General features: G+C 66.8%; 25 protein-coding genes. 10 read left to right on the top strand and 15 right to left on the bottom strand.

Annotated elements, in window-relative coordinates; all coding sequences use genetic code 11:
- Positions 1-36: 36 nt before the first annotated feature.
- Positions 37-549, bottom strand: coding sequence for a hypothetical protein (locus BVU17_11940; protein AUG48199.1), 513 nt, complete (start codon positions 547-549; stop codon positions 37-39).
- 143 nt (positions 550-692) lie between these two features.
- Here BVU17_11940 and BVU17_11935 point away from each other — a divergent pair, with 143 nt between their 5' ends.
- The 3 genes from BVU17_11935 (at position 693) to BVU17_11925 (ending at position 3,698) form a co-directional block, all read left to right on the top strand.
- Positions 693-2,288 (top strand): deoxyribodipyrimidine photolyase, encoded by a 1,596-nt coding sequence (locus BVU17_11935; GenBank protein AUG48198.1) that lies wholly within the window; start codon positions 693-695, stop codon positions 2,286-2,288.
- Between the two features lie 68 nt (positions 2,289-2,356).
- On the top strand, positions 2,357-3,172 hold the full coding sequence (locus BVU17_11930; protein AUG48197.1) for a MarR family transcriptional regulator: 816 nt from the start codon (positions 2,357-2,359) through the stop codon (positions 3,170-3,172).
- 292 nt (positions 3,173-3,464) lie between these two features.
- Positions 3,465-3,698 carry a hypothetical protein gene (locus BVU17_11925; GenBank protein AUG48196.1) on the top strand — a complete coding sequence of 78 codons (234 nt, stop codon included), beginning with the start codon at positions 3,465-3,467 and terminating at the stop codon, positions 3,696-3,698.
- Positions 3,699-3,901: 203 nt separating this feature from the next.
- On the opposite strand, the gene BVU17_11920 is transcribed toward BVU17_11925, so the two are convergent.
- The 3 genes from BVU17_11920 to BVU17_11910 all read right to left on the bottom strand — a co-directional run bounded on the left by BVU17_11920 (position 3,902) and on the right by BVU17_11910 (position 6,760).
- Positions 3,902-4,456: a hypothetical protein gene (locus BVU17_11920; protein ID AUG48195.1), complete on the bottom strand. Its 555-nt coding sequence runs from the start codon at positions 4,454-4,456 to the stop codon at positions 3,902-3,904.
- Complete coding sequence (locus tag BVU17_11915; GenBank protein ID AUG48194.1) at positions 4,453-5,220, bottom strand: chromosome partitioning protein ParA; 768 nt, start codon at positions 5,218-5,220, stop codon at positions 4,453-4,455. The genes BVU17_11920 and BVU17_11915 overlap by 4 nt, the downstream gene beginning before the upstream one ends.
- Before the next feature lie 61 nt (positions 5,221-5,281).
- On the bottom strand, positions 5,282-6,760 hold the full coding sequence (locus tag BVU17_11910; GenBank protein AUG48193.1) for a cobyric acid synthase CobQ: 1,479 nt from the start codon (positions 6,758-6,760) through the stop codon (positions 5,282-5,284).
- A 75-nt stretch (positions 6,761-6,835) separates the two neighbouring features.
- Between BVU17_11910 and BVU17_11905 the strand changes: the two genes are divergently transcribed.
- Entirely contained in the window at positions 6,836-7,105 is a 270-nt protein-coding gene (locus BVU17_11905) for a hypothetical protein (GenBank protein AUG48192.1), read from the top strand.
- A 21-nt stretch (positions 7,106-7,126) separates the two neighbouring features.
- Here the strand turns inward: BVU17_11905 and BVU17_11900 are convergent, their stop codons facing one another.
- The 8 genes from BVU17_11900 to BVU17_11865 form a co-directional block, all read right to left on the bottom strand.
- Positions 7,127-7,777 carry a cobalamin adenosyltransferase gene (locus BVU17_11900; protein ID AUG48191.1) on the bottom strand — a complete coding sequence of 217 codons (651 nt, stop codon included), beginning with the start codon at positions 7,775-7,777 and terminating at the stop codon, positions 7,127-7,129.
- A 69-nt stretch (positions 7,778-7,846) separates the two neighbouring features.
- Positions 7,847-8,563, bottom strand: coding sequence for an adenosylcobinamide amidohydrolase (locus tag BVU17_11895; protein ID AUG48903.1), 717 nt, complete (start codon positions 8,561-8,563; stop codon positions 7,847-7,849).
- Positions 8,556-9,614: a threonine-phosphate decarboxylase gene (locus tag BVU17_11890; protein ID AUG48190.1), complete on the bottom strand. Its 1,059-nt coding sequence runs from the start codon at positions 9,612-9,614 to the stop codon at positions 8,556-8,558. The genes BVU17_11895 and BVU17_11890 overlap by 8 nt, the downstream gene beginning before the upstream one ends.
- A gap of 52 nt (positions 9,615-9,666) precedes the next feature.
- Positions 9,667-12,729: a hypothetical protein gene (locus BVU17_11885; protein AUG48189.1), complete on the bottom strand. Its 3,063-nt coding sequence runs from the start codon at positions 12,727-12,729 to the stop codon at positions 9,667-9,669.
- 74 nt (positions 12,730-12,803) lie between these two features.
- On the bottom strand, positions 12,804-13,343 hold the full coding sequence (locus tag BVU17_11880; protein AUG48188.1) for a cobalamin biosynthesis protein CobY: 540 nt from the start codon (positions 13,341-13,343) through the stop codon (positions 12,804-12,806).
- Complete coding sequence (locus BVU17_11875; protein AUG48187.1) at positions 13,343-14,134, bottom strand: adenosylcobinamide-GDP ribazoletransferase; 792 nt, start codon at positions 14,132-14,134, stop codon at positions 13,343-13,345. The genes BVU17_11880 and BVU17_11875 overlap by 1 nt, the downstream gene beginning before the upstream one ends.
- Positions 14,125-15,048, bottom strand: a complete 924-nt coding sequence (locus BVU17_11870; protein AUG48186.1) for a CobD/CbiB family cobalamin biosynthesis protein — start codon at positions 15,046-15,048, stop codon at positions 14,125-14,127. The genes BVU17_11875 and BVU17_11870 overlap by 10 nt, the downstream gene beginning before the upstream one ends.
- On the bottom strand, positions 15,042-15,680 hold the full coding sequence (locus BVU17_11865; protein AUG48185.1) for an HAD family hydrolase: 639 nt from the start codon (positions 15,678-15,680) through the stop codon (positions 15,042-15,044). Before BVU17_11865 ends, BVU17_11870 begins: the two co-directional genes overlap by 7 nt.
- A 194-nt stretch (positions 15,681-15,874) precedes the next feature.
- On the opposite strand from BVU17_11865, the gene BVU17_11860 reads away from it, so the two are divergent.
- On the top strand, positions 15,875-16,255 hold the full coding sequence (locus tag BVU17_11860) for a translation initiation factor IF-5A (GenBank protein AUG48184.1): 381 nt from the start codon (positions 15,875-15,877) through the stop codon (positions 16,253-16,255).
- Positions 16,256-16,257: 2 nt separating this feature from the next.
- Positions 16,258-17,061 (top strand): agmatinase, encoded by an 804-nt coding sequence (locus BVU17_11855; protein AUG48183.1) that lies wholly within the window; start codon positions 16,258-16,260, stop codon positions 17,059-17,061.
- 35 nt (positions 17,062-17,096) lie between these two features.
- Here BVU17_11855 and BVU17_11850 read toward each other — a convergent pair whose 3' ends face one another.
- Complete coding sequence (locus tag BVU17_11850) at positions 17,097-18,122, bottom strand: nucleoside deaminase (GenBank protein ID AUG48182.1); 1,026 nt, start codon at positions 18,120-18,122, stop codon at positions 17,097-17,099.
- A 104-nt stretch (positions 18,123-18,226) separates the two neighbouring features.
- Here BVU17_11850 and BVU17_11845 point away from each other — a divergent pair, with 104 nt between their 5' ends.
- The 4 genes from BVU17_11845 (at position 18,227) to BVU17_11830 (ending at position 21,453) form a co-directional block, all read left to right on the top strand.
- The gene (locus BVU17_11845) at positions 18,227-19,213 is read left to right on the top strand and encodes a 2-hydroxy-6-ketonona-2,4-dienedioic acid hydrolase (GenBank protein AUG48181.1); all 987 of its coding nucleotides are present in this window, start codon (positions 18,227-18,229) and stop codon (positions 19,211-19,213) included.
- 118 nt (positions 19,214-19,331) lie between these two features.
- Positions 19,332-20,066: a hypothetical protein gene (locus BVU17_11840; protein AUG48180.1), complete on the top strand. Its 735-nt coding sequence runs from the start codon at positions 19,332-19,334 to the stop codon at positions 20,064-20,066.
- Between the two features lie 51 nt (positions 20,067-20,117).
- Positions 20,118-20,885: a Nif3-like dinuclear metal center hexameric protein gene (locus tag BVU17_11835; GenBank protein ID AUG48179.1), complete on the top strand. Its 768-nt coding sequence runs from the start codon at positions 20,118-20,120 to the stop codon at positions 20,883-20,885.
- Between the two features lie 4 nt (positions 20,886-20,889).
- A complete protein-coding gene (locus BVU17_11830; GenBank protein AUG48178.1) occupies positions 20,890-21,453 on the top strand; it encodes a transcription elongation protein SprT in 564 nt (187 codons plus the stop codon).
- Here BVU17_11830 and BVU17_11825 read toward each other — a convergent pair whose 3' ends face one another.
- A complete protein-coding gene (locus BVU17_11825; protein ID AUG48177.1) occupies positions 21,454-21,783 on the bottom strand; it encodes a branched-chain amino acid ABC transporter permease in 330 nt (109 codons plus the stop codon).
- On the bottom strand, positions 21,773-22,465 hold the full coding sequence (locus BVU17_11820) for a branched-chain amino acid ABC transporter permease (protein AUG48176.1): 693 nt from the start codon (positions 22,463-22,465) through the stop codon (positions 21,773-21,775). The genes BVU17_11825 and BVU17_11820 overlap by 11 nt, the downstream gene beginning before the upstream one ends.
- Positions 22,466-22,476: the final 11 nt, after the last annotated feature.

The raw sequence follows: 22,476 nt of genomic DNA, 5'->3' as shown, positions 1-22,476 counted from the left end.
TCGGCGCGAGCCGGCAGTCGGCCAGTGGCGTGTGAGTTACTCCGCTGCGCCCGGCGTTTCAGTTCGAACCTGCGACCGGATCTGTTCGAACGTCGATTGCGGGAAGAGTCCAGTAACACTGTCGACTGAGAGGGTAGCGATGAGGCCGGTCGGCGGGCCAGTGACCAGCAGCGCACCCGCCTGTGAAACGGAATCGTCGATAGTGAGGCCAAGCTCAGATGTGGCACGCTCCTCGAAGGAACTGATTGCGCCTTCTGCAAGGTTCTCCTGTGCGGTGCGGTACTCTGCCTGTGCCTCGCTCTGTGTGAGGTTCCCCGCCTGAAGCTCCGACTGGATCTCCTGCTGTCGGTCCCGCAACTGCGTCTGGTCAGGTTCGACTCCGACCGTTACCGTTGCAGGCTCCCCGCCCGCGCTCTGGTTTTGCGGCTCTGTCCCCGTGTTCATTCCGTCGCTGGTGCCTCCCTGGAGGGCGTTACAGCCAGCGAGGGAGACTGTCGCGCTCGTTCCGGCGAGTTGCATGAAGCGGCGGCGCGTGGACTCGAATTCCATTGTCGGCTAGCGCGGGTCTCGAGGGGTAACCCTTCTGATACGACTGCGGACACCACTCGGCCACCGGGGACTCCTGGTTCGGCCGGAGCTTCGAGAGTCGAAAGACAGTGGTAGCTGCGGGCCAACGATGACCCAACGACGGGATGCCAAGACTGGACTCAGGGGACACGCCGGAGCGGGACGCGATTCCGACGCTCGCCGACGACGAATCAGGGACAGTCGTCTGGCATCGTGAACACCTTCGGATCCGTGACCAGGCTGCAGTCGCGAGGGCTGGGACGTCCGAGTACGTGCTCCCGCTGTTCGTGTTCGACCCGGCGTTCTACGGTGCGGACGGCCTCGCCTGTGACAGCCGGGTTCGGTTCCTGCACGACTGCCTGGCCGACCTCTCGGACCAGTACCACACCGCGACTGGTCGCGGACTCACCTACGCCCACGGGGACCCGGTGGACGTGCTGGGGCGGTTCCGCGGGGCCGGCTGGGACATCGTGACGATGGCCGTTCCGACCGGACGCTACGGTCGGGAACGGGACCGCCGCGTGCAGGAACAGTGTGATGTAACATGCATTGACGGCGACGGCTTGGTCCGTGACCGAGCGGAGACTCGCGATGGATGGCAGGACGACGTATCGGCGTGGTTCTCCGCCGACCAGTACAACTGGGACCCGAGCACGGTCACCTCACGGAGCTTCGACAGCGGTATCGACATCGACGCGGTCGAAGAACACTACGCAGTCACACCGTCGAAATCCGACGTGCCTCGCGGTGGGACCGGCCCGGCGCGTGAGCGGCTGTCGGCGTTCGTCGAGCGGATCGACGACTATCCGGGGAACATCTCTGCGCCGACAGACGCACGAAACGGGACCAGCGGACTCTCGCCGTATCTCGCGTTTGGCTGTCTCTCCGTGCGGCAGGTCTTCCAGTGCGTCGACGAACACGCGCCCGACGGCCGCGGGAAAGAGATGTTCATTTCGCGGCTGTTCTGGAACAAACACTACGAGCAGAAGCTCGAAGACTGGCCCGGCTGGCTCGATGCGGCGGTGAATCCGGTGTTGGTGGGGTTCAACGCGGAGCGGTACGATCCCGAGCTGGTTGCCGCCTGGAAGCACGGCCAGACCGGGTTCCCGATGGTCGACGCGTCGATGCGGTGTCTCAAACAGACGGGCTGGCTCAACTTCCGGATGCGGGCAATGTGTGTATCGGTGTATTACCATCTGCTCCAGCAGCCCTGGCGGCTCGGCGCGGACTGGTTCTACCACCATCTCGTCGACGCCTCGGCGGCCATCAACTACACCCAGTGGCAGTCCCAGTGCGGACTGGTTGGCAAGCCGGCCCTCCGGCTGTATAACCCGCGCAAGCAGGTCCGCGACCAGGACCCGGACGGCGAGTTCATCCGTCGGTGGGTGCCCGAACTCGACGCGCTCCCCGACGAGTATCTCGACCGGCCCGAGCAAACGCCGGTCCACGTGCAGGCGTCCTGTGGCGTCGATATCGGCGAGGACTACCCACACCCGGTCGTCGACTACGACGCGGCCCGACAGGCGTTCCAAAGGCGATACGAGGCAGTACGTGCCGATGCGGCCGATGCCCTGAGCGACTCGACTATCGCACGCCGCGCATCGTTCTCCGGGGGCCGCGAGGCCGCTGCACGTATCGCCGCCGAACACGGAACGGATGCATCGAACGGCACCGGAAACGACGGGACCCAGACAAGCCTCGACTCGTTCGGTGACGAATAGGTTACAGACCTGTCCAGTGTTGCCAAAGGCCAAAGAGGCTAAGATGGTCGCCCACTCAGACATGGCCAATGGCGGAAGGTCCGGCTGACACCGTCTTCGAGGATTGCAGGTACCTTACTGGGTCACCACAGCGGTTCGCGGTGCTGTCCCAGCTCCGGGAGCGTCCGGCACGGCCCACTGACCTGTGTGACTCGGTGGATGCGACGCGGACTACGATTCAGCGGATACTCGCGGGCTTCTCCGAGCGCCAATGGGTCGTCAAACGGGACGGTGAGTATCGACTTACTGTGACAGGACAGCGGGTGTTCGACCGGTACAGGGCGCTCGTCGACGAGGTTGAGCGGGCGCGGGCGGCCGGGCCGCTGGCCGCACACCTCGGCTCCATCGCCGGTGAACTCCCGGCGGATCTGCTGGACCCAGCCTGTCTCACGACGACCTCAGAGCAGAACCCCCTCGCCGCTATCAACCGGTTCACAGACTGGATGCACGAAGTCGAGGGTGACGTTCGGGCCATCTCACCGATCGTAACGTCAGTGTTCAACGACGCCGCAGTGGAACTCCTCGAAACAGGGACACATATCGAGTTCATCATCGACCACAGCGTGCTCGAACGGTCCGTGTCCGATTTCTCAGACGCACTAGAGCGCGGCCTCGAACACGAGAACATCAACACGTATGTCCACGACACCGCGCTTGATATCGGCCTCGCGCTGGACCGGTCGCGAGTCTGTCTGGCGGCCTACGACGACCGGAACAACGTCCGGGCGATAGCGGAGTCCGACGCGACAGCGGTGTATTGCTGGGCCGAGACGGTGTTCGACCAGTATAAAGAGCGATCACAGCCGCTCGCAGCAGTCCTGCCTGTACAGGAAAACAATCCGTGACGGGCTGTATGAGGGCCGAAGGGAGCACTGGTCGGCGTTCCAGCACTCACTGGAGGGCGGGATAGCATATCCCCCGACACAGAGTTTGGTCGGTAGGTGTCTATACTTATTCGCTGTAACTGTTTTGGGACCCAATACATGTTACAGGGTATGTAACACCCGAGAAAGCTCATGCCGTTCTGATCCGGCGCCCGGGACCGTTTTGCGACAACGACCGCCTGCGTTTCTATATTTTCACGCAGAATGAAATAATAGCCGACAGTATAAGTGTGTGGCAATCGTTGACAGAAATATGTCTCCGCCTGGACGGGAAATCCAGTACACTGAATCGGACGTTATCGAGGTGTTCAAACACCGAAACGATTACGCGGAGCCACTCACGGCGTCAGAGGTAGCGGACAGACTCGGCTGTTCGCGCCGGACAGCACTGAACAAACTCCACGACCTCGAATCAGAGACGGATATCACGAGCAAGAAAGTCGGGGGACGGTCGCGAGTGTGGTGGATCCCGGTTCGGGCAGACTGATATCGACTGGTGTCGGTTGTGGCCGGACAGTATCGGCCTCGGAGTCGACACGCACCGGTGCACCGGCTACGAAAGGGAAGGACCGTCATACCGGTTCGGTTTCGGAGTGACGCCGGGGCCGCGTCGCGACGTACGTACTGCAGACCTGTCATGATACAGACCGATAGCGCCGGTGCTGTAGCGAGCCTATTTACGCGAGACTGTCAGAAATCCCATTGTTGGGCGCGCTCGCGGGCCTCTGAACGTGCCTGCTGCTTGATCGCCTCGATTTTCTCGGTATCGTCAAGGAACGCTTCGACGGCACTCTGCTCGGCGACTTCGTCCTCGACTGCTGTCGCATCGTCGTCCGTTACCGACAGTCGCTCGTCGGGGGCCGCCCGTCGGGTACTGTCGGCCAGCGCCGGGTCGCCGCCCAACCGTTCGGCGGGCATCCCGGGTGGGACTCGGAGGTCGGCCGCCTCGTGGGCCGATTCGAGGTCGGCGGCGTCGAGTGCGTATAACGAGACGTGGTACGGCCCGGGGATAGCGAGGTCAGCAAGCGCCGGCGGGCCACCGCGGTCTGTCCCGGTGTGGTAGACCAGCACGGGGACACCGTCGGTAAACGTGATGACACCCCGCCCCTTGCCGTCAAGCAAGAGTGTCTCCTGAGATTCAAAGACGGCGTAGCCGGTCAGTTCGCGGTTGAGCACGTCAGCGAGCGTGTCTCGCGGGTCCGTGACGACGCGGGACTTGTCGAGTCGGCCGCAGGGGAGTTTCATAGCGACTCAGGGATGACGGCGCTCTGGAACCGGTCGGCGGCGTCGGCGGCTGTCCCGTTCTGTACTGTGAGCGCCTCGGCGGCCGCTCGATAGGCCGTTGCGGCCTCGCACTCGGGAGCGTGTGCAAGGAGCGGCCGTCCAGCGCGACGTGCTTCGCGGGCTCGCTCGCTTTCGGGAACCGATGCGAGCGTCGGCCCGTCGAAGTACCGCTCAGTCTTCTCCGAGACCTGCTCGATAGACTCGGACTCACGAACCTTGTTGAACAGGAGCCCCGCTACGTCCGTGTCGTAGGTCGTCGCGTACTCCTGGACCTTTAGCCCGTCCGAAATAGCGGGAATCGTCGGCTGGAGGACGACCACGATACGGTCGGCCAGCACGACTGGAAGGACGGCGGTTCGACTGTCGAGTGCCGGCGGCGAGTCCAGCAGGATGATGTCTGTGTCTGCTGCGAGTGTCGCAACCACGTCTCGAAGCCGGGCCGGGTCGGCGTCCCTGAAGCCGTCGAGGCTCGTGCCGCAGGGAACGACCGTCAGCCCGAACCGGTTGTAGGTGGCTGCCTCGACCGGCGCGTCAGCAGCTAGTACGTCGTGCAGCGTCGTCTCGGCGTCGGAGAGCCCGGCGTGAAAGAGGAGATTCGCCATTCCTGTGTCGGCGTCGACCACCGTCACGTCGTAGCGGTCGGACAGCGCCATCCCGAGGGCGACGGTGCTCGTCGTCTTGCCAGTCCCGCCCTTCCCACTGGCGACCGCGAACACTTCGACCATTAAGGGAATATTGCGAGCTAGCTGTATATAAATTTCCGGAAGTTAGCGCAGTATCAAACACTCATCGGTCGGGTAGTCCGAGCGGTCCTAGGTCAACGTGGTCACGGATGAGCCCAGCCGCTCGTTCGTACGGGTCGCTGTCGGCTCGTTCGGGTGCCTCTGGCAGGGCGATACCAGCGCTTTCGAAGGTGTTTCGCACAAAGGCATCTCTGGCAGTGTCGTTGACGAAGAGGTCGTGGAGGTATGTTCCCAGAACACTGTCGGTCGCCGCCCCGTCACTGTCGAAGGGACGGGCGGCCCCGCCTGTCAGTTTTGAGTCGCCCATATGAATCTCGTAACCCTCGACGGTCCCGCTCGCTCCGGAGAGCGGGCCGACACCATTGAGTGTCCGCTCGACGTGTTCGACCGTCTTCGCCTCGCTGAATGCTGTCGTCACCGGGAGCAACCCAAGCCCCTCGATGTGGTCCGCGTCGCCAGTCCCCTCAACCGCGGCGTTCGTGATCGCCTCACCGAGCATCTGGTAGCCGCCACAGAGGCCGACGACAGGGCCGTCGAACGCCCGTAGTCGGTCCCCGAATCCAGCGTCGGTAAGCGCTCGCAGATCATCGACCGTGTTCTTACTCCCCGGCAGGACCACCGCGTCGGCGTCGTCGAGGGTGGCACCGGGTGGCACGTACGCGACTCTGACGCCGGGTTCGCGGGCGAGCGGCTGGAGGTCGGTGAAATTCGAGATACGCGGGAGCCGCGGGACCGCGACGGTAACGCTCTCGTCGTCGGCAACGCCGTCACCGTCACCGACGACGGCTCGCTCGCCGACCGGCGGCAGCGCGACGCTGTCTTCCTCGGGGAGGCCCGGGTCGTCGTAGGGAACCACGCCGAGGACGGGGACGCCGGTCCGGTCCTCGAACTCTTCGATGCCCGGGTCGAGCAGCGAGCGGTCGCCGCGGAACTTCGTGATGACCGCGCCGGCCACCCGTTCGCGAACGTCCTCGGGGACGAGTTCGAGCGTCCCGACGAGCGAGGCGAAGACGCCGCCGCGCTCAATGTCGGCGACGAGCAGGATATCGGCGTCGGCGAAGCGCGCCGTCTCGACGTTCGCCAGGTCGCGGTCGTGCAGATTGATTTCGGCAATCGACCCCGCCCCTTCGGCGACAATCACGTCGTGGGACCGGGCGAGTCGGTCGTGGGCCGCGCGGGCGGTGTCCAGCGCGTCCTCCCAGTGCTCGTCGTAGTATCCACGGGCCTCGAAATGCCCGACCACCTCGCCGTCCAGAATGAGCTGGGATTCGCCGTCCCCTCGCGGTTTCAGGAGTACCGGATTGTGGTCAGTCGACGGCGCGACGCCGGCCGCGCGGGCCTGAACGTACTGGGAGACGCCGACTTCGCCGCCCGGTGTCGCCCGGGCGTTGTTGCTCATGTTCTGGGCCTTGAACGGCGCGACCGAAACAGCACGGTCGGCCAGATAGCGACAGAGTCCGGCCGCGACGGTCGACTTGCCGACGTGGCTGGCCGTCCCGGCGACCAGCAGCGTGTGAGCCATCGGGCAGTGCTGAGGCCGCCGCGAACATCAGTGATTCGGCAGGGGTTCTTTGTCCCGACCCGCCGAGTTCTATCTATGACTGACGAACGCCTTCAGGCGCTGCATAGACACCTCGCGGAAACCGGGGAGCGGCCGGTCGAACGCACGGCCAGCCGCTGGCTCGGAGAGGCGGAGGCCGTCGCCGCCGACATCGCTGCGGGTGAACTCTCCGAAGACGTGCTAGCTGAGCGGCTGATAACCGTCGACCACATTCTGTCACACGTCGAGAGCACTGCCGATGCCGTTGCCGACGACCACGTCGACGCGGCTCGCGAGATCGTCGATACCATGCTGGACGAACTGTAACTCCGTCCGAGGAGAACGTACTCAGAACTCCGTGCCCTTCCGCGCGCCCTGACCGGCGTCGATTGGGTGTTTCTCCTTGCTGACTTCGGTAACGAGGTCCGCGTGGTCAGACAGGAACTCCGGCCGCTCGTGGCCGCCTGTGAGGACAAGTTCGAGGTCGTCCGGCTTGGCTTCGATGAGCCCAATCACGTCTTCGGGGTCGACGAGGGCGCGGTTCGCGGCGTATAGTATTTCGTCGAGGACGAGCATGTTGACGCCCTCTTCTGGCGGCCCGTCGGCGTCCAGCGGCTCCGAGAGGTCGGTGTCGGCGCTGGCCTGAACGAGGTCCCGTGCCCGGTCGAGTGCGCCTTTCGCCCGGGCCTCGTGCTCGTCGTCCTCGCTGCCGTCGAGGAAGCCGTGCCAGCCGTAGTGCCCCGCGTTCTCGTATGAGAAGCCCGGCAGCGCGGCAATGGCGTTGTACTCGCCGCGCACGTCCTCGACGGTGCTGGTCCCGCCTTTCATGAACTGCAGGAGGTGGACGCGGTAGCCGTGACCGACGGCGCGGGTCGCCATCCCCAGCGCCGCTGTCGTCTTGCCCTTGCCGTCGCCCCACCAGACCTGCACCAGCCCGAACTCCTCGGGCGCGCTCGGCTCGATTGGTTCGGCGGTCGGGCCGGCCGTGTTGTCGGTCATGCCTGCCTGTTCGACGGGATTCTGTTTAGCCGTTTGGAATGAAGGACCGTCGTGTGATACACTCCGCTTTCACGGCTCGAAGACCTCGGTGCCCCGGTCGGTAACGACGCCGTACTCCGCGCCGTCGACGGTCGGCAGGGCGTCGCCCCCGTAGCGGGCGGCCAGACTCGCCCTGATAGCGTCGCGGACACAGACGCGGGCCGCGGCCCCGATTTCGGTCGCACTCCCGGCGAACGACGCACGCTCAGCGCCCGGGACACAGCCGACGATGGCCGCGTCCGAGGTGGTTCCGGGCGCATCCGCCGCGTCCAGCAGCGTCGCGGCCTTCGCCTCGACAGCGCTGGCAAGCAGCGTCGCCAGCGCGCCATCGTCCAGTTCGCGCTCAACCCCGATGACGAGATTCACCGTCCCGGGCCGCCAGTCGGGGCGGTCCGCCGGATCGGACGCGCGCCCGTCGAAGCCGTCCGCTGGCCCCGCTGCCGACATCGGCAACGCGGCGGGGTTCGAGAGGCCCGCTGTCGCCAGCACCGACACCGGCCCGCTCCGGGCACAGCGGGCGTGCTCCATGTGGACGCCGGTGAGCAGTGTCGGGCCGATGGCGAAGCCGGCCCCCGACAGCCGCTCGGCGCGGTAGGCGGCGAGGTCGGTTCGCTCGAACCCCTCGGGGACGGTGACGTTGTAGACGGCGTCTGCGGTCCGGTAGCCGCCGTCCCACGCTGTCGAAAGCCAGCGGGCACCCTTGCGGCGAATCTGACAGACGCCATCCCGAACGGTCGTTTCAAACATCCAGCGCATCCAGCAGCCGGTCGTTTTCTTCGGGCGCTCTGACAGCGACCCGAATGTGCGAGTCCAGCCCGCGAAACGTCCGGGCGTCCCGGAGTGCGATGCCAGCCTCACGGGCCGAGGCAAGGATACCATCGACGGACGTGTCGGCGTCACTGACCGACAGCAGCAGGAACGGCGCATCAGAACGGAACACGTCGAACCGCGTCACGAGCCGCTCCCGCATCCGCGCTCGCTCCTCAGCGACGCGGGCTTTCGTCTCCGTGACGAACCCCGTTTGTCCGTAGCAGTGTGCCCCGACCGCGGCTGCCGCAGCGCTCATCGACCAGGCGCGCCGGGCCGTCGCGAGGCGGTCGCGCTCCTGTCCGGTCCCGACGGCGTAGCCCATCCGAATCCCGGGCAGGCCGAACAGTTTCGTCAGCGACCGCGCGACGATGACGCCTTCGCGACCGGCCAGCGACGGCTCGCCGGTGAATCCGAGGAACGCCTCGTCGACGAGCAGCGTCGTCCCGGCCGCTCGACAGCGGTCGGCGAAGTCCCGGAGCGCCCCGGGTTCGGCGGTCTCGCCGGTCGGATTGTTCGGATTGCAGACGACGACGAGCGCGTGGCCCGCCGGGTCGGCGGCAAGCAGTTGGTCGTGCGGGATGAACTCCGGAGTTCCGCCCTGGAGCCGCACTTCCCGGGCGTACTCGCCGAAGCTCGGATACGGGAGCAGGACGCTATCGTCCGTCTGAATCGTCGTCTGGATCGATAGGCGAATAGCCTCAAGGCCGCCGGCCGTCGGTATCACCTGCGACGGTTCGCAGCCGACGAACGCCGCCGCGGCCTCGCGAAACTCCGGGTAGCCGTCAGCTGGGTACGAGCGGGCCGTCTCGAACGCCGCCAGGTACGCCTTCTCTGCGCCCGGTGGGACCTGGGGGTTCGTGTTCGCGCTGAAATCCAGCACGTCCGGGTCGTCGCTGCTGCCGTGTGGCACGCGCCCGTCCGGACCGATGGCATCCTCGGGTCCGTCCCCGCCACTCGTCCGCACGCCCTCAACCGAGTCAGGGTCCATTGACAGAGGTTACGGCAGGCGGTGTGGAGAAAGTTTCGCGGTGCCACCCCGGTCAGTCCGGGCCGTCGACGCCGCGGAACTCGAACCGCGCGCCCCCGCTCGCGCTTTCGGCCACGGCGACCGCCCAGTCGTGGGCCTCGGCGATCTCCCGGACGATAGCGAGGCCGAACCCGGTCCCGCTCTCGGAGGTCGAGTAGCCGCTCCGGAACACCTTCTCCCGCTCGTCGTCGGGGATTCCCTCCCCGTCGTCTTCGACATAGAACCCCGTCCCGTCGTCGAGCGCCCCGACCGTTACAGTGATCCCACCCGCGGCGGTTTGGGAGGTGTCGGAGACCATCGATCCGTTCGAGTCCGGCGTCACGTCGCCGTCCCCCGGCTCCGGCGGCGGGGCCGTCGACCCGCGCTCGACGCTGGTGTCGGACTCTGTCCGACTGCTCGCAGAGCCATGCTCCACACTGTTCCGGACGAGGTTCTCGAACAGTTGCTGGAGGCGGGTCGGGTCCGCCATGACCGTCCCCTCGATGTCGGTTTCGAGCGTCGCCGCCCCGGTCCGGACGCTCCGCCAGGCCTGCTCGACCGCGTTCTCGACGGCGACCGGTTGGATGTCGGTAACGGCCTCGCCCTGCCGGGCCAGCGCCAGGAGGTCGTCGATAAGCTCCTGCATGCGGTCCAGCGACCGCTCGATGGCCGCAAGGTGCTCTGCCGACGGGTCCGCCTCCGCGAGCTGTAGCCGCCCCCGCGCCACGTCGAGTGGGTTCCGGAGGTCGTGGGAGACGATGCTGGCGAACTCGTCGAGGCGCTCCTTCTGGCGCTCGACGTGGGCCTTGTACTCGGCGCGTTCGGTGATGTCGGTGGCGACGCCACAGATGCCGGCGACGTTCCCCTCGGCGTCGTATATCGGGTTCTTGAGCGTGAGGAAGGTCCGTGTCCCGTGGGGCGTCGGGACCTCCTCCTCCCGCTCGATAGACTCACCGGTCTCGATTACCTGCCGGTCGTCGGCGCGTATCTGCTGGGCGATTTCGTCCGGAAACAGCTCCGCGTCGGTCTTCCCGACCACGTCCATCGGCCCGTCGACGAGCACCTCGCGGAACCGGTCGTTTATCCGCTGGTACCGACCGTCGCTGTCTTTCAGGAACACGAGCGCGGTCGTGGTCTCCAGAATCGTCTGGAGCTGTCGGTTCGTCCTCGCCAGAGCCTCCTCGCGCTCCTTGCGGGCGGAGATGTCCCGGCCGATGGCGGCCGTCCGTCGCTCCCCTTCGGGCGTTTCGACCCGATCGAAGACGAACTCGTAGGGGACCGGCTCCCCGTCGTCGGCCACCAGCGGCAGCTCTATCGTGGTGTCGCCCGCCCGGCACGCTTCCCTGACGGTCTCGCGGTCCTCGGGCCTGAAGAACGCGACGCCGTCCATCGAGGCCAGGTCGTCGCCGTCGTGGCCGGTCACCCGTTCGAGCGACTCGTTCCAGCGCCGGACCCGGCCGTGCTCGTCCAGCAGGAAGAACACGTCGTCGACGGCGTCGAAGATGTCGTCGGTGAACTCCTTGTACTGACTGAGCGTTCGCTCCCGCTCTCTGAGCGCCTGCGTCGTCTGCTTCTGCTCGGTGATGTCCAGCGTCGCCCCACGGATGATGTCCGCTCGGTCGTCGGGCTGTTCCGAAATGACGCGGAGCCAGCGCTCCTCGCCCTCCCCGGTCACGATGCGGTACTCCTGTGTAAGGCCCTCGCCCTCCTCGATGAGCCGTTCCGTCTCGGCGGCGACGCGGTCGTGGTCGTCCGGGTGGACGAAACTGAGCACCTCGTCCGGCGTCACGGCGTCCCGGGGCGGTATCCCGAATATCTCGAAGAGCTGGTCGGTCCACGTCGCCTCGTAGGGCGGCTCCGCGATGTCGAGTTCCCACCCGCCCACGTCCGCGATCTGCTGGGCGTGCCGGAGCAGGTCCGCCTTCCGTTCGAGCTCCGCTTCCTGTCGTTTCAGGTCGGTGATGTCGACTATTGCGCCGTGGCACTTGTCGAACTCGCCGTCCTCCTCGACGGGGACGCCGATGGAGCGAACCCACCGCGTCTCGCCATCCGGCGTGACGATTCTGGCTTCGAGGTCGAACGGCTCGCCCTCCGTCAACAGCGTCGACAGGGAATCCTCGACGCGCTCGCGGTCCGCCGGGTGGAGCAACTCCCCCGTCTGCTCGACGGGGACGTGTTCGTCGGGGTCGAGGCCGTGGAGGCGGTAGAACCCCTCGGTCGGGTTCCCCTCGTAGGGCGGACCGTCGGAGACGTCGATTTCCCAGCCGCCGACGGACGCGAGTTGTTCGGTCTGTGCGAGCAGGTCGCGCGTCCGTTCGAGGGTTTCGGCGCGCTCTCGTTTCTCCGTCACGTCGTGGCCGGACGCGATGAGTGAGACGATGTCGCCGTCGTCGTCTCTGACCGGTCGGATGTAGCCGTGGTAGCTGAACTGCGCCGACCCGGCGGTGGTGTGGTCGATGTCGACCTCGACGTATTCGCCGTCGGCGGCGCGCTCGACCCACTCCTCGACTTCGGCCGCGTGGCCCTCGGGCCACCACGACAGCTCCCAGAAGGGCTGTCCGACGACCTCTTCAAGCGGTGCGCCGACCGCCTCTAGGGCTGTCTGGTTGGCCTTGCGGACCGTCCCGTCGGGGTTGAGGACGCCGACCAGCGTCTGCGGGTCCTCGAAGACCGCCTCGAACCGCCGTTCGCTCCGCTCGCGCTCCCGGCGGGCGCGTCGGCGCTCGACGGCGGTCCGGACGCGGTTCGCCAGAATCGTGTACTGGTCCGTGCCCCCGTCTTTCTGCAGGTAGTCCGTGACACCCGCCGTGATGGCCTCGCTGGCGACGGCCTCGTTCCCTTTCCCGGTGAAGAGAATGAACGGGAGGTCGGGATAGCGGTCCCGGACGGCGTCAAAAAGCTCTAGGCCGTTCTGTCCGGGCATCTCGTAATCGCTGACGACGCAGTCGATGCCCCCGTCAAGACGGTCCAGACCGTCGTCGGGGCTCGTTGCCGTCACGACCGTCAGGTCGTCGGCGATCCGTTCGAGATACTCGGCCGTCATCTCTGCGAACCCCTGTGCGTCGTCGACGTGGAGTACACGGATGTTGTCGGCCATCACCACACACAATGTTCCCCGCCGTCATATTTGCTTGCCAACACGACGCCGCGGGTGGCCCATCTCGCCGCCATTCACAGCCACTGTTCCGCGACGCGGGCATCGGCGATCGTGTTGACGTTGACCGCGACGCGCCGGTCCCGCGTGAGCCAGGCGTCGTCGGGGCCGTCGCCGACGACGTTGACGCCCGTCGGCGCGACTACTCGGCCGCCGTCTTCGAACGTCGTGTCGTCGCTCACGCCGAGTCCGCGTTTCAGTGAGGCCGGGACCAGGACCGTCAGCGAGCCCCCCTCGTGTGAGTCGAGCACGCGGTCAACGACCTCGCCGTTGAGCAGCGGCAGGTCGGCGGCGACGGTCAGGACCGGCCGCGAGAGCCGGTCGTCGGCCAGCGCCGCGTCGAGGTCCGCGACGTACCCTTCGCCCGGCGTCTCGATGCAGGGCACGTCCAGATGGGACCGCGTGTTCGGCGCGTTCGGCGACGGCGCGGCGACGATACGGTCGACGGCGCTGTCCCGGAGCGCGCCGACGACCCGGTCGACCATCGGGACGCCGCCGACGCGGAAGAGCGGCTTCTCGGCGTCGGTGGCCAGCCGCGTCCCGCGCCCGCCACACATCACGAGAGCGTCCACGCGAACACCTCCCAGCCGCCGAGCGGCGTTCCGAACAGCGACCACACGGCGACGCCAGCGTGGAGCGCCACGGCGCGCGTGAGTTCGTTAGTCGCGCCGAAGGCGTCGCCGCCGACGCCGCCCAGCCGGCGGTCGGCCCACCCCGAGAGGCCAAGCGCCAGCAGCGGGCCGGCGAGGACCGTGACCGCGGTCGCCGGAGCGGCGACGACGGCGGCCGGCACCGCGACGGCGAGTGAGCCGACGAGGTGGCGTGAGCCGTTCCCGTCGATGACCGTCGACCCGAACCCCTCGTGGCTCGGGCGGCCGACGCAGGCCAGCGTCGCCATCGAGAGCTTCGCCCCCACTTCGGCGGCGAGGACCAGCGCGACGGCGACCAGCGGCGGGAGCCCGGCGACTGCCAGCGCGGCCAGCGCCAGCGCGACGAGGACCGTCCCCAGCGCGAGGACGGCCCCGACGCCGACGGTCGTGTCCCGCATCACGTCGCGGCGCTCGGCGGGGTCGCCGTGGACGACGGCGGCGTCCCCCAGGTCCGCGAGCCCGTCGGCGTGGTTGACGCCGGTGACGAGGACGACGCTCCCGAGGTACGCCGCGGCGACGACCGGGGCCGGAAGCAGACCCGCAGCGAGGAAGGGAACGGCGACGAGGCCGCCGACGACGTAGCCGGCCAGCGGGAACGCTGCCGGCGTCCCAACGAAGGCCTCCCAGGCCCGCTCGCTGTGCCCGACCGGGAGCCGCGAGAGGAACCCCAGCGCCCCCCGGACCGCGGTCAGAACCACGCGTACACCCCCAGCCCGGAAAGCAGGTACGCCGCCGCCCCGGCGACGCCGACCCGGGTCACGCTCCGCTGGGCCGTCGCCGCGTCGGGGAGCTTCCCCGCGGGGTTCAGCACGTACACGCCCGGCTTTTCGAGTCGAACGTCGAGCGCCGCGGCGGCCGTCCCCATCGGCCACCCGGAGTTCGGCGAGGGGACGCCGTCCAGCCAGGCCCGGGCGCGGGCCACCGACCGGGGCGACCCGCAGGCGACGGCGAGCAAGAGAGCGCTCAGCCGCGCCGGCAGCCACATCACGGCGTCGTCGAGGCGCGCCGCGGGCGTACCGACGCGTTTCGAGCGGTAACCCAGCATCGAGTCCATCGTGTTGACGGCCTTGACCCACGCCGCCGCGCCGGCGGCGACCGGGAGCGCCGGCAGGCTGAGGCCCGCGGCGACGAACCCGCCCAGGACGAACGCGGCAAGCGACGCGACGAGCCCGTCGGCGAGGTTCTCGGACGCGCTCTCGACGGCGGCGCTGCGGACCTCGCCCGCGGAGAGGCCGGAAGCGTCCCGGCCAGCGAGCGCGAGCAGGCCGTCCCTGGCGGTCGGGAGGTCTGCCTCGCTGTCGGCGACGATCACCCGCGCGGTCGAAAGCAGATTGCAGAGGCTCGTGGTCAGAAACAGCGCGAGGCCGGCGAGCGCGACGGCTGCCAGCGGCCCGATGCTCGCGGCGAGCGCGACGGCAGCGCCGACGACCGCGGCGGCTCCGAGCGGCAACAGCGCCGCGGCCAGCCCCCCGACCGCGAGCGGGTGGTTCCACTCGCGGTCGACGGTCCCGACGACCCGTCCGAACCACGCGACGGGGTGGACCCGGGTCGGCGGCTCGCCGATTGCGAGTTCCAGCCCGCCGGCGACGGCCACGGCCAGCGCGCTCAGCACAGCTCTCCCTCCCGGAGTTGCTCGGCTATCGCCGGCAGCGGATGTTCGTCCAGCAGCACCGACTCCGCGCCCGCACGGTCCGCGCCGCCGTCCGTCCGGGCGTCGTCGCCGACGTGGACGAGGGCCGCGAGCGTCACGCCGAGCGCGTCGGCCGTCGCCTCGAAGATTCGCTGATGCGGTTTCCGCCACCCACAGCCGACGCTGGTGACGACAGCATCGAACGAGTGCCCGCTCCGCGGTTCGATGTCTGCCCGCGCGAGCGTTCGCTCGACCAGCCCCGGGACGCTGCAGTTCGAGCAGACGGCGACCGGCCCGCGCTGGGCGGCGGCGGCCATCGCCTCGATGGCCCCGTCGCGGACCGTCACCGGGCTGTCGAACGCGTCGAGGACGGCCGCCGTCGCCGTCTCCTCGGTGACCTCGATTCCGCGGCTGGCAAGCGCCAGCCGAACGTGCTCGTCAAGCGGCGCTTCCCGGCCGCGGTCGTACTCGCGGTGGGCCGAGCGGTAGGCCGCCTCCCAGTCGTCCGGCACCCGAACCGACCGGGCGGAGAGCGCCGCGGAGACGGCGTCCCACGGCTCCGACGGCCGGTCTGCCGTAACGAGTGTCCCGAACAGGTCGAACGAGAGTGCCACACTTGTGTGGTTAGTGCAAGCTCACTTGAACGGTGGGGTCGGATGGAAACGGTCACAGGACGTAGTGTTGCTGTCGGGGGGTTCTGGCCGGCCGTGACCTACGCGATACGCGAACCCAGCTAGCGCGGAAGCCGCGACGGTCTGGCTTGCGCCATTCCAAACCGTTTATACCGAAACAGGGGTAATCCGGCGGTATGGCAAGAGAGCAGACCGAAGTTCGAGAGCTCGACGAAGGAAGCTACGTAATGATCGAGGACACGCCGTGTAAGATCAACTCCTACAGCACGGCCAAGCCGGGCAAGCACGGCAGCGCAAAGGCCCGAATCGACGCCAAGGGCGTCTTCGACGGCAAGAAGCGCTCGCTGTCTCAGCCCGTCGACGCGAAGGTCTGGGTCCCAATTGTCAACCGGAAGCAGGGCCAGGTCGTCTCGACTGACGGCAACGACGCGCAGGTAATGGACCTCGACACCTACGACACGTTCACGATGCGCGTCCCCGAAGACATCGACCTCCAGCCTGACGACGAAATCGAGTACCTCCAGTACGAAGAGCAGCGCAAGATCACACGCTCGTAACGATGCTACCCGGTGCGGGGGCCGACCGCGAGGCGGCCGACTACGCGCTCGTGGGTGCGCCGCTCGACGCCTCGACCTCGTTTCGCCCCGGGGCGCGCTTCGGCCCGCGCCGCGTCCGCCAGTTCTGCCAGGGGTTCGACGATTACGACCACCACACCGACCAACACTTCACTGACTGTTCCGTCTACGACCACGGCGACATCGGTCCCACGGCCGACATCGCCGAGTACCTCACCTTCCTCCAGGGAACCCTCTCGGATTTCGACAGCGAGGGGGACGTCCCGCTCGTCATCGGCGGCGAACACACCGTCTCAGTCGCCGGTGTGCGTGCGCTCGATCCGGACGTGTTCGTCTGTCTGGATGCGCATCTGGACCTGCGCGAGTCCTACGCCGGTGACGAGCACTCCCACGCGACGGTGACCCGCCACGCGCTCTCGGTGGCCGACGAGGCAATTGTGCTGGGCGCACGAACTGGCTCGGAAGCCGAATGGGAGCGCGCGAACGAAGACGATGTGACCGTGGTGCCGCCGGAAGACGTGGCCAACTGGTCGCCTGCATTCGACGACGAGCGGGTGTATCTCTCCGTCGACATCGACGCCGCCGACCCCGGGTTCGCACCCGGAACCGGGACGCCGGAGCCGTTCGGCCTCGAACCACGCGAGATGCACGACGTGGTCCGGGCCGTCGCACCGCAGGCCGTCGGCTTCGACGTGGTTGAGGTCAACGACCGCGACGACGGCCAGACAGCGACGCTGGCCGCGAAACTCCTTCGGGCGTTCGTGTTTGCTCACGCGGACCAGCGCTAACCCGGAGTGTACCCGGCTCCATGCCCGCTGTCCATTCAGCAGATAACTCGGTCGATATCTAGCGGAGACGCCCGCCGGACAACTGCGTCGACTGGGTCGGCGACGGCCGAGAGATTGTCCGAGTCGCCATCGAGGACCAGTAGCGCGGCCCGGCGGCCGGGTTCGATGACACCGCAGTCGAGGCCGACTGCTTCGGCTCCGGCGGTCGTCGCCATCCGGAGCACCGTCTGCGAGGGGAGGTCGAACGTCTTCGCGGTGTACTCCATCTCACGGAACATGGATGGGGCATTCAGCATCACATTATCCGTCCCGAGCGCAACGTCTGTGTACTCAAGCAGCGTCTCAATCGGGGGTCGGCCGACTCCGAGGACGCGGTTCGCACGGGGACAGACCGCGATGGGGACGCTCTGGTCGGCCACACGTTCGAGGTGCTCCGTCTCGGCATGGACCATGTGGACCAGCAGGTCCGGCTCTAGGTCTAGCGCCGGGTGGATATCGGTCGCGTCCGGTTCGCCGGCGTGGATCGCGAACGGGACTGACCGCTCCGAAGCAGCAGCCCGGTGAGCGGTGAAATCGTCGTCGTTCGCGCCACTGGCACCGAATCCGTCGGCCAAATCCAGCACCGCGGAGTCGTCGCTCCCGAAGATGAACGGCTCGATATCGAGTCCCTCGGCGGCCTTGCGGAGCGCACGTGCCCCGTCGACGCCGAACTCCCGGAAGTCGAGAAACGCCGCGCTGCCGGTTCGCTGCATGAACCGAAGGGTGCGGTGCATCGCGGCAATCAGCGTCTCGTCGTCGGCCGCTGCGATCTGCTGGTGTTTCAGGCTGTCGGGCGGTACTACTGCCTCCTCCAGTCCAAGACCGACAGCTGCCTCTTTCGCAACGGAGTCGCCAACGTGGGTGTGGGCGTTTACGAATGCTGGCAGGACAATTCGGTCGTGGTCGCTTTCGCGGGCCGGCGTCTCCTCGACGGCTGTTATGTAGCCTTCTTCGACGACAACGCTGCCGTGGACCGGTTCGAACGACCGCCCGGTAAGGATGGTGCCTTCGATTCGCTCCATGCGATAGCGAAGTGGCGGAGCTATATGTGTCTCATGGAGGCGCAATCTTGCCATGTAGCACTGGCCGCGGTAGACTGATGCGGACGGCGCCGGACAGTTCGAGTATGAGTGGTGGTACCACAGTTCCCGAGGGCCGTGCGCTGTCGCCAGACGACTGGCCTCATCCGGCCGAGCGACGCTACGCGGACGCCCAGGCCCGCCTCGCCGACCACTACGACCTCGGCGTCGAGTCCAGAATAACCGAGACGGAGGCGGCGGGTCGCGTTCACTATCTCGTCGACGGGGACCCGGACGGCGATTCCGTGCTGCTCCTTCACGGCGTCGGAACGCCGGCGGCGACGTGGCTGCCGCTGTTCCCTTCGCTCACTGACGAGTACCGCGTGTACGCTCCCGACCGACCCGGGCTCGGCCTTTCGGCCGCTCCGAGCTACCGGAACCGGAACCTCCGGTCGTTTCTTGTGGCGTACCTGCTGGAACTGCTCGATGCGCTCGCTATCGACCGACCACACGTAGTCGGCAACTCCCACGGCGGCCTCCAGGCGTTCCTGCTGGCTATCGACCACGACCGCGTGGACCGCCTGCAGTTGGTCGGCGCACCGGGCGGCGTCTCGCGGGCCTTTCCGCTCCTGTTTCGACTGCTGACGGTTCGCGGTCTCAACAGAGTCCTGCTGTGGCTGCTTACCCGCGGCGACCCGGTGGAAAACGCGAGGCAGTCGATGAAGCGAGTCAACGTCGTCGACACCGCAGCGATACCGGGCGTGTTCTACGAACTGCTTGCCGTCGGCCAAGACCTACCCGGGCGTCAGGAAAGCCAGCGGTCGCTGGCGACTGTACAGGGGTCGTACGGCCACGCCCACCCCCTCTTTGACATCCGGAACGAAATCGTGCAAATAGACCGTCCGACGCAGTTCGTCTGGGGAACGGAGGACGCCTTCTATGCGCCAGATGTCGGTCGCCCCGTCGCCGAAAAGATGGCAAACGCCGCGTTCCACGAACTTCCAGGACACGGCCATACGCCGTGGCTGGAGCCCGGTTCCGAAGTCGCAGAACTGGTTCGCGCGTTCTTCGATGGACAAGAGTATGCAAAATAGCACAATGTATACAACAACTCAGCCCCAGTCCTGTTTCGATTGTCATGCCCGTCTCTAGTAGCCCGGGTGTCGATACACCAAGGAGTCTTTTAGTAAACAGGCCATCTCTTTTGCGAGCATGGACCAGCTATCGTCGTGTTACTTCTGTGGCGGTGCCCTCGACGTTTCGCTCTCCGAATATCCGATTATCCCGAAATCGCTGGACCCGGGCACTGAGGAGCAGGGCACTGTCGTTCTCTGTTCGACTTGCCGGGAGAAGCTCGCAACTATCGTCGAACCGGCCGTCGAGGCAGCGAAGGCAGATGCCCGCGAGACAGCGGAACCGGCTGGCGATGCTGGGACCGACGAGCAGCCGGGACTGCTGGACGAGTCTGGAACACCGACGACCGACGAACCGAAGCCCACTGACGGCGTGGTCGAGCCGACCGATGACGGCTCGCTGCTGGGTGCCGACAGCGCGAGTCCGGCAGGGCAGGAACAGTCGGCGCAGTCGGCTGAGACGGCGGACACGGCGACGAAGTCGGATGCGACGGACACGGTCGCGCCGAACACCACGGACACGCAAACGGCGGAGTCGGCTGAGACCGATGACGCACCGGCTACCACTGAAACCAGAGACACTGATCGCGATGCGGACAGCGACGACAGCCCCTCGCTGACGAAACTGGAGTACAACAAGGTGATGCGCCTCCTCCAGAACCGTGAGATGCCGGTCGACAGAGGGGAAATCCGAGAAGTCGCGGTCAACGCCTACGACATCGACGGTGAGCAGTTCGACGCCATCATCGATGCCGCGGTTGACCGGGACCTCATCGGGCAGGACAAGGGCCGGTTGGTCGAATCGGACGGATAGCCAGACACCGGTAGAGAAAAGCATACCACCGGCCATCTCGAAGCCGGCGGTATGAACGCAGGCAACATCGCGACGCGTCTCGACGACCGACTCGACACCGAGGCTTACGCCGACATCGACGCCAGTCCGAACGGCCTGCAGGTCGGGCCGGCGAGCCAGCCGGTCGAGCACGTCGCCTTCGCAGTCGATGCGGCCGTCGAGACCATCGACCGCGCCGCCGACGCGGGTGCTGACCTGCTCGTGACCCACCACGGCATCGTCTGGGGCGGGATGGAGCGCGTGACGGACACCAACTACCGCCGGGTCGCACCGCTGGTCGACAACGACCTCGCGCTGTACGTCGCGCATCTCCCGCTGGACGGCCATCAGTCGCTCGGCAACGCCGCCGGCGTCGCGGACCTGCTGGACCTCGACAACCGCGCGCCGTTCGGGTCGATGGGCGGCGAGCACATCGGCCAGCGTGGCTCCCTGCAAGAACCACAGACGATCTCCGAACTCGCCGAAACCCTCGAAGGAAATGTCGATACCGGCGGGCAATCAGTGCAGGTACTGGACTTCGGGCCGTCGACTGTCGAGGATGTCGCCATCGTCACCGGCAGCGGCGTCGACTGGCTGCAGGAGGCAGTCGAGACGGACGCTGACGTGCTCATCACTGGCGAGGGGAAACAGAAGGCCTTCCACGAGGCGCGCGAGCAGGGAATCCACGTCATTCTCGCCGGCCATTACGCGACGGAGACGTTCGGCGTCCAGTCGCTCCAGACTGTCGCCGAGGACTGGGGGCTTGAGACAACCTATATCGACTGCCCGACTGGCCTCTGAGGCGATGGCCGAGACTGTTTCGTACGAAGGTATCAAATCCGATTCGGACCTTATCGCCTGGTCACGGGGGTACTGTCAGCGAGTCCGCAGTGAGTATGGTGTTTCCGTTCGGTTCGACCTCGTTGACTGGGAGGTGTCACACCGGGCCAAGCGCCGAGCCGCTGCGGTCAAGCGGCCAAAGCTAGACGACGCCGTCGTTGGCGAGCGATACGACTGGAGCAGTATCGACGGGAGCGACGGCCGCCCGCTCCGGTGTACGGTGTCGCTGACCCGGGACGCGTTCTCGACCTTTGACAGGGACACCTGGGAGATGACGCTGCGCCACGAACTCATCCACGTCGAGCAGTACCAGCGCGACGGGACGACTGACCACGGCCGAGCCTTTCGAGAGCGCGCTGACCGGCTTGCTGCTGATGTCCACTGTCCAGTCTTCACCGACCCGAAGTACGTCCTCTCCTGCGGGGCGTGTGGCGGCCTCGTCGCCCGCCGCTATCAAGACTGCAAGCTTGTCGAGCAACGCCAGCAGTACCGCTCTGACTGCTGTGGTGCCTCGCTGAAATTGGGCTGATTACAGCAGGAACCTGATGGCCCAGAGAACGCCCATTCCGGTCACCATTGTCGCGAACACGTCCTCGGTCTGCCAGGCGACACCGGCCGCGAGCGCGCCGGCGACGAACTTGTCCGCGGCGAAACTGCTGGCATCGAGGGTCACGAACGACGGGAGGACAAGTGCCGCGAGAACGGCAGCGGGGACGAACCGTAACACTCGCTCGACGGCTGGCGGAATCTCGTCGAGCCGACCGAACAGCGCGATAAAGGAGAGCCGACAGGCGTACGTCAGTACGCCGATGACGGCGATTACGCCAGCGATCTCAACCGGGCCGTAGTTAGTCGCCATCGGTTCCTCCCGTGACGGATTCTGTGAGTACGCCAGCAGTGATACCAACGCCGGACGCGACGAGCAGTCCGAGATTGAGTGGGAGCCCAGCGCCTACGACGGCGACGACGCCACCGACGACAGCGGCGATGCCGGTCGCCGCGTCTTCGATTGCCGGAACCAGTATCGCAAGGAAGACAAGCGGGATGGCGAATTCGAGGCCCCAGGCGTCGGGGACGCCAGTGCCGAGCAGCGCCCCCGCAATGGTCGTGACTTGCCATACGGCCCAGAGCGTCACGGCGACGCCGAGGTAGTACCACTTCCGGTCCGTCTCCCTGTCGGACCGGTAGCTGGCAACCGACAGCGCGTACGCCTGGTCGGTCAGCACGTAGGCGAGCACCGCTTTCCACCGGCTGGTGAAATCGCGAAAGTACGGCGCGATGGATGCCGAGTACATCAGCAATCGGAGGTTGATAACGACGGCCGTCGCGACAACAACCGTCAGCGGCGCGTTCTGTCCCAGCAGTTCAAGCGCCGCGAGCTGTGATGCGCCGGCAAAGACGACCACCGACAGCCCGACTGCGGCTGGCAGTCCGAGTCCGGCGTTGACCGTCGCGATGCCGGCAACGAGACCAAACGGAATAATACCCAGTAGAAGCGGCGCAACATCCCGAACACCGCGCCTGAACGCAGCAGTATCCATAGCGTGCTATC

Origin of the sequence: Haloarcula taiwanensis, assembly GCA_002844335.1 — an archaeon.
In the GTDB taxonomy this organism is placed as follows: Archaea; Halobacteriota; Halobacteria; order Halobacteriales; family Haloarculaceae; genus Haloarcula; species Haloarcula taiwanensis.
This window is presented reverse-complemented; position numbering and strand designations above follow the sequence as displayed.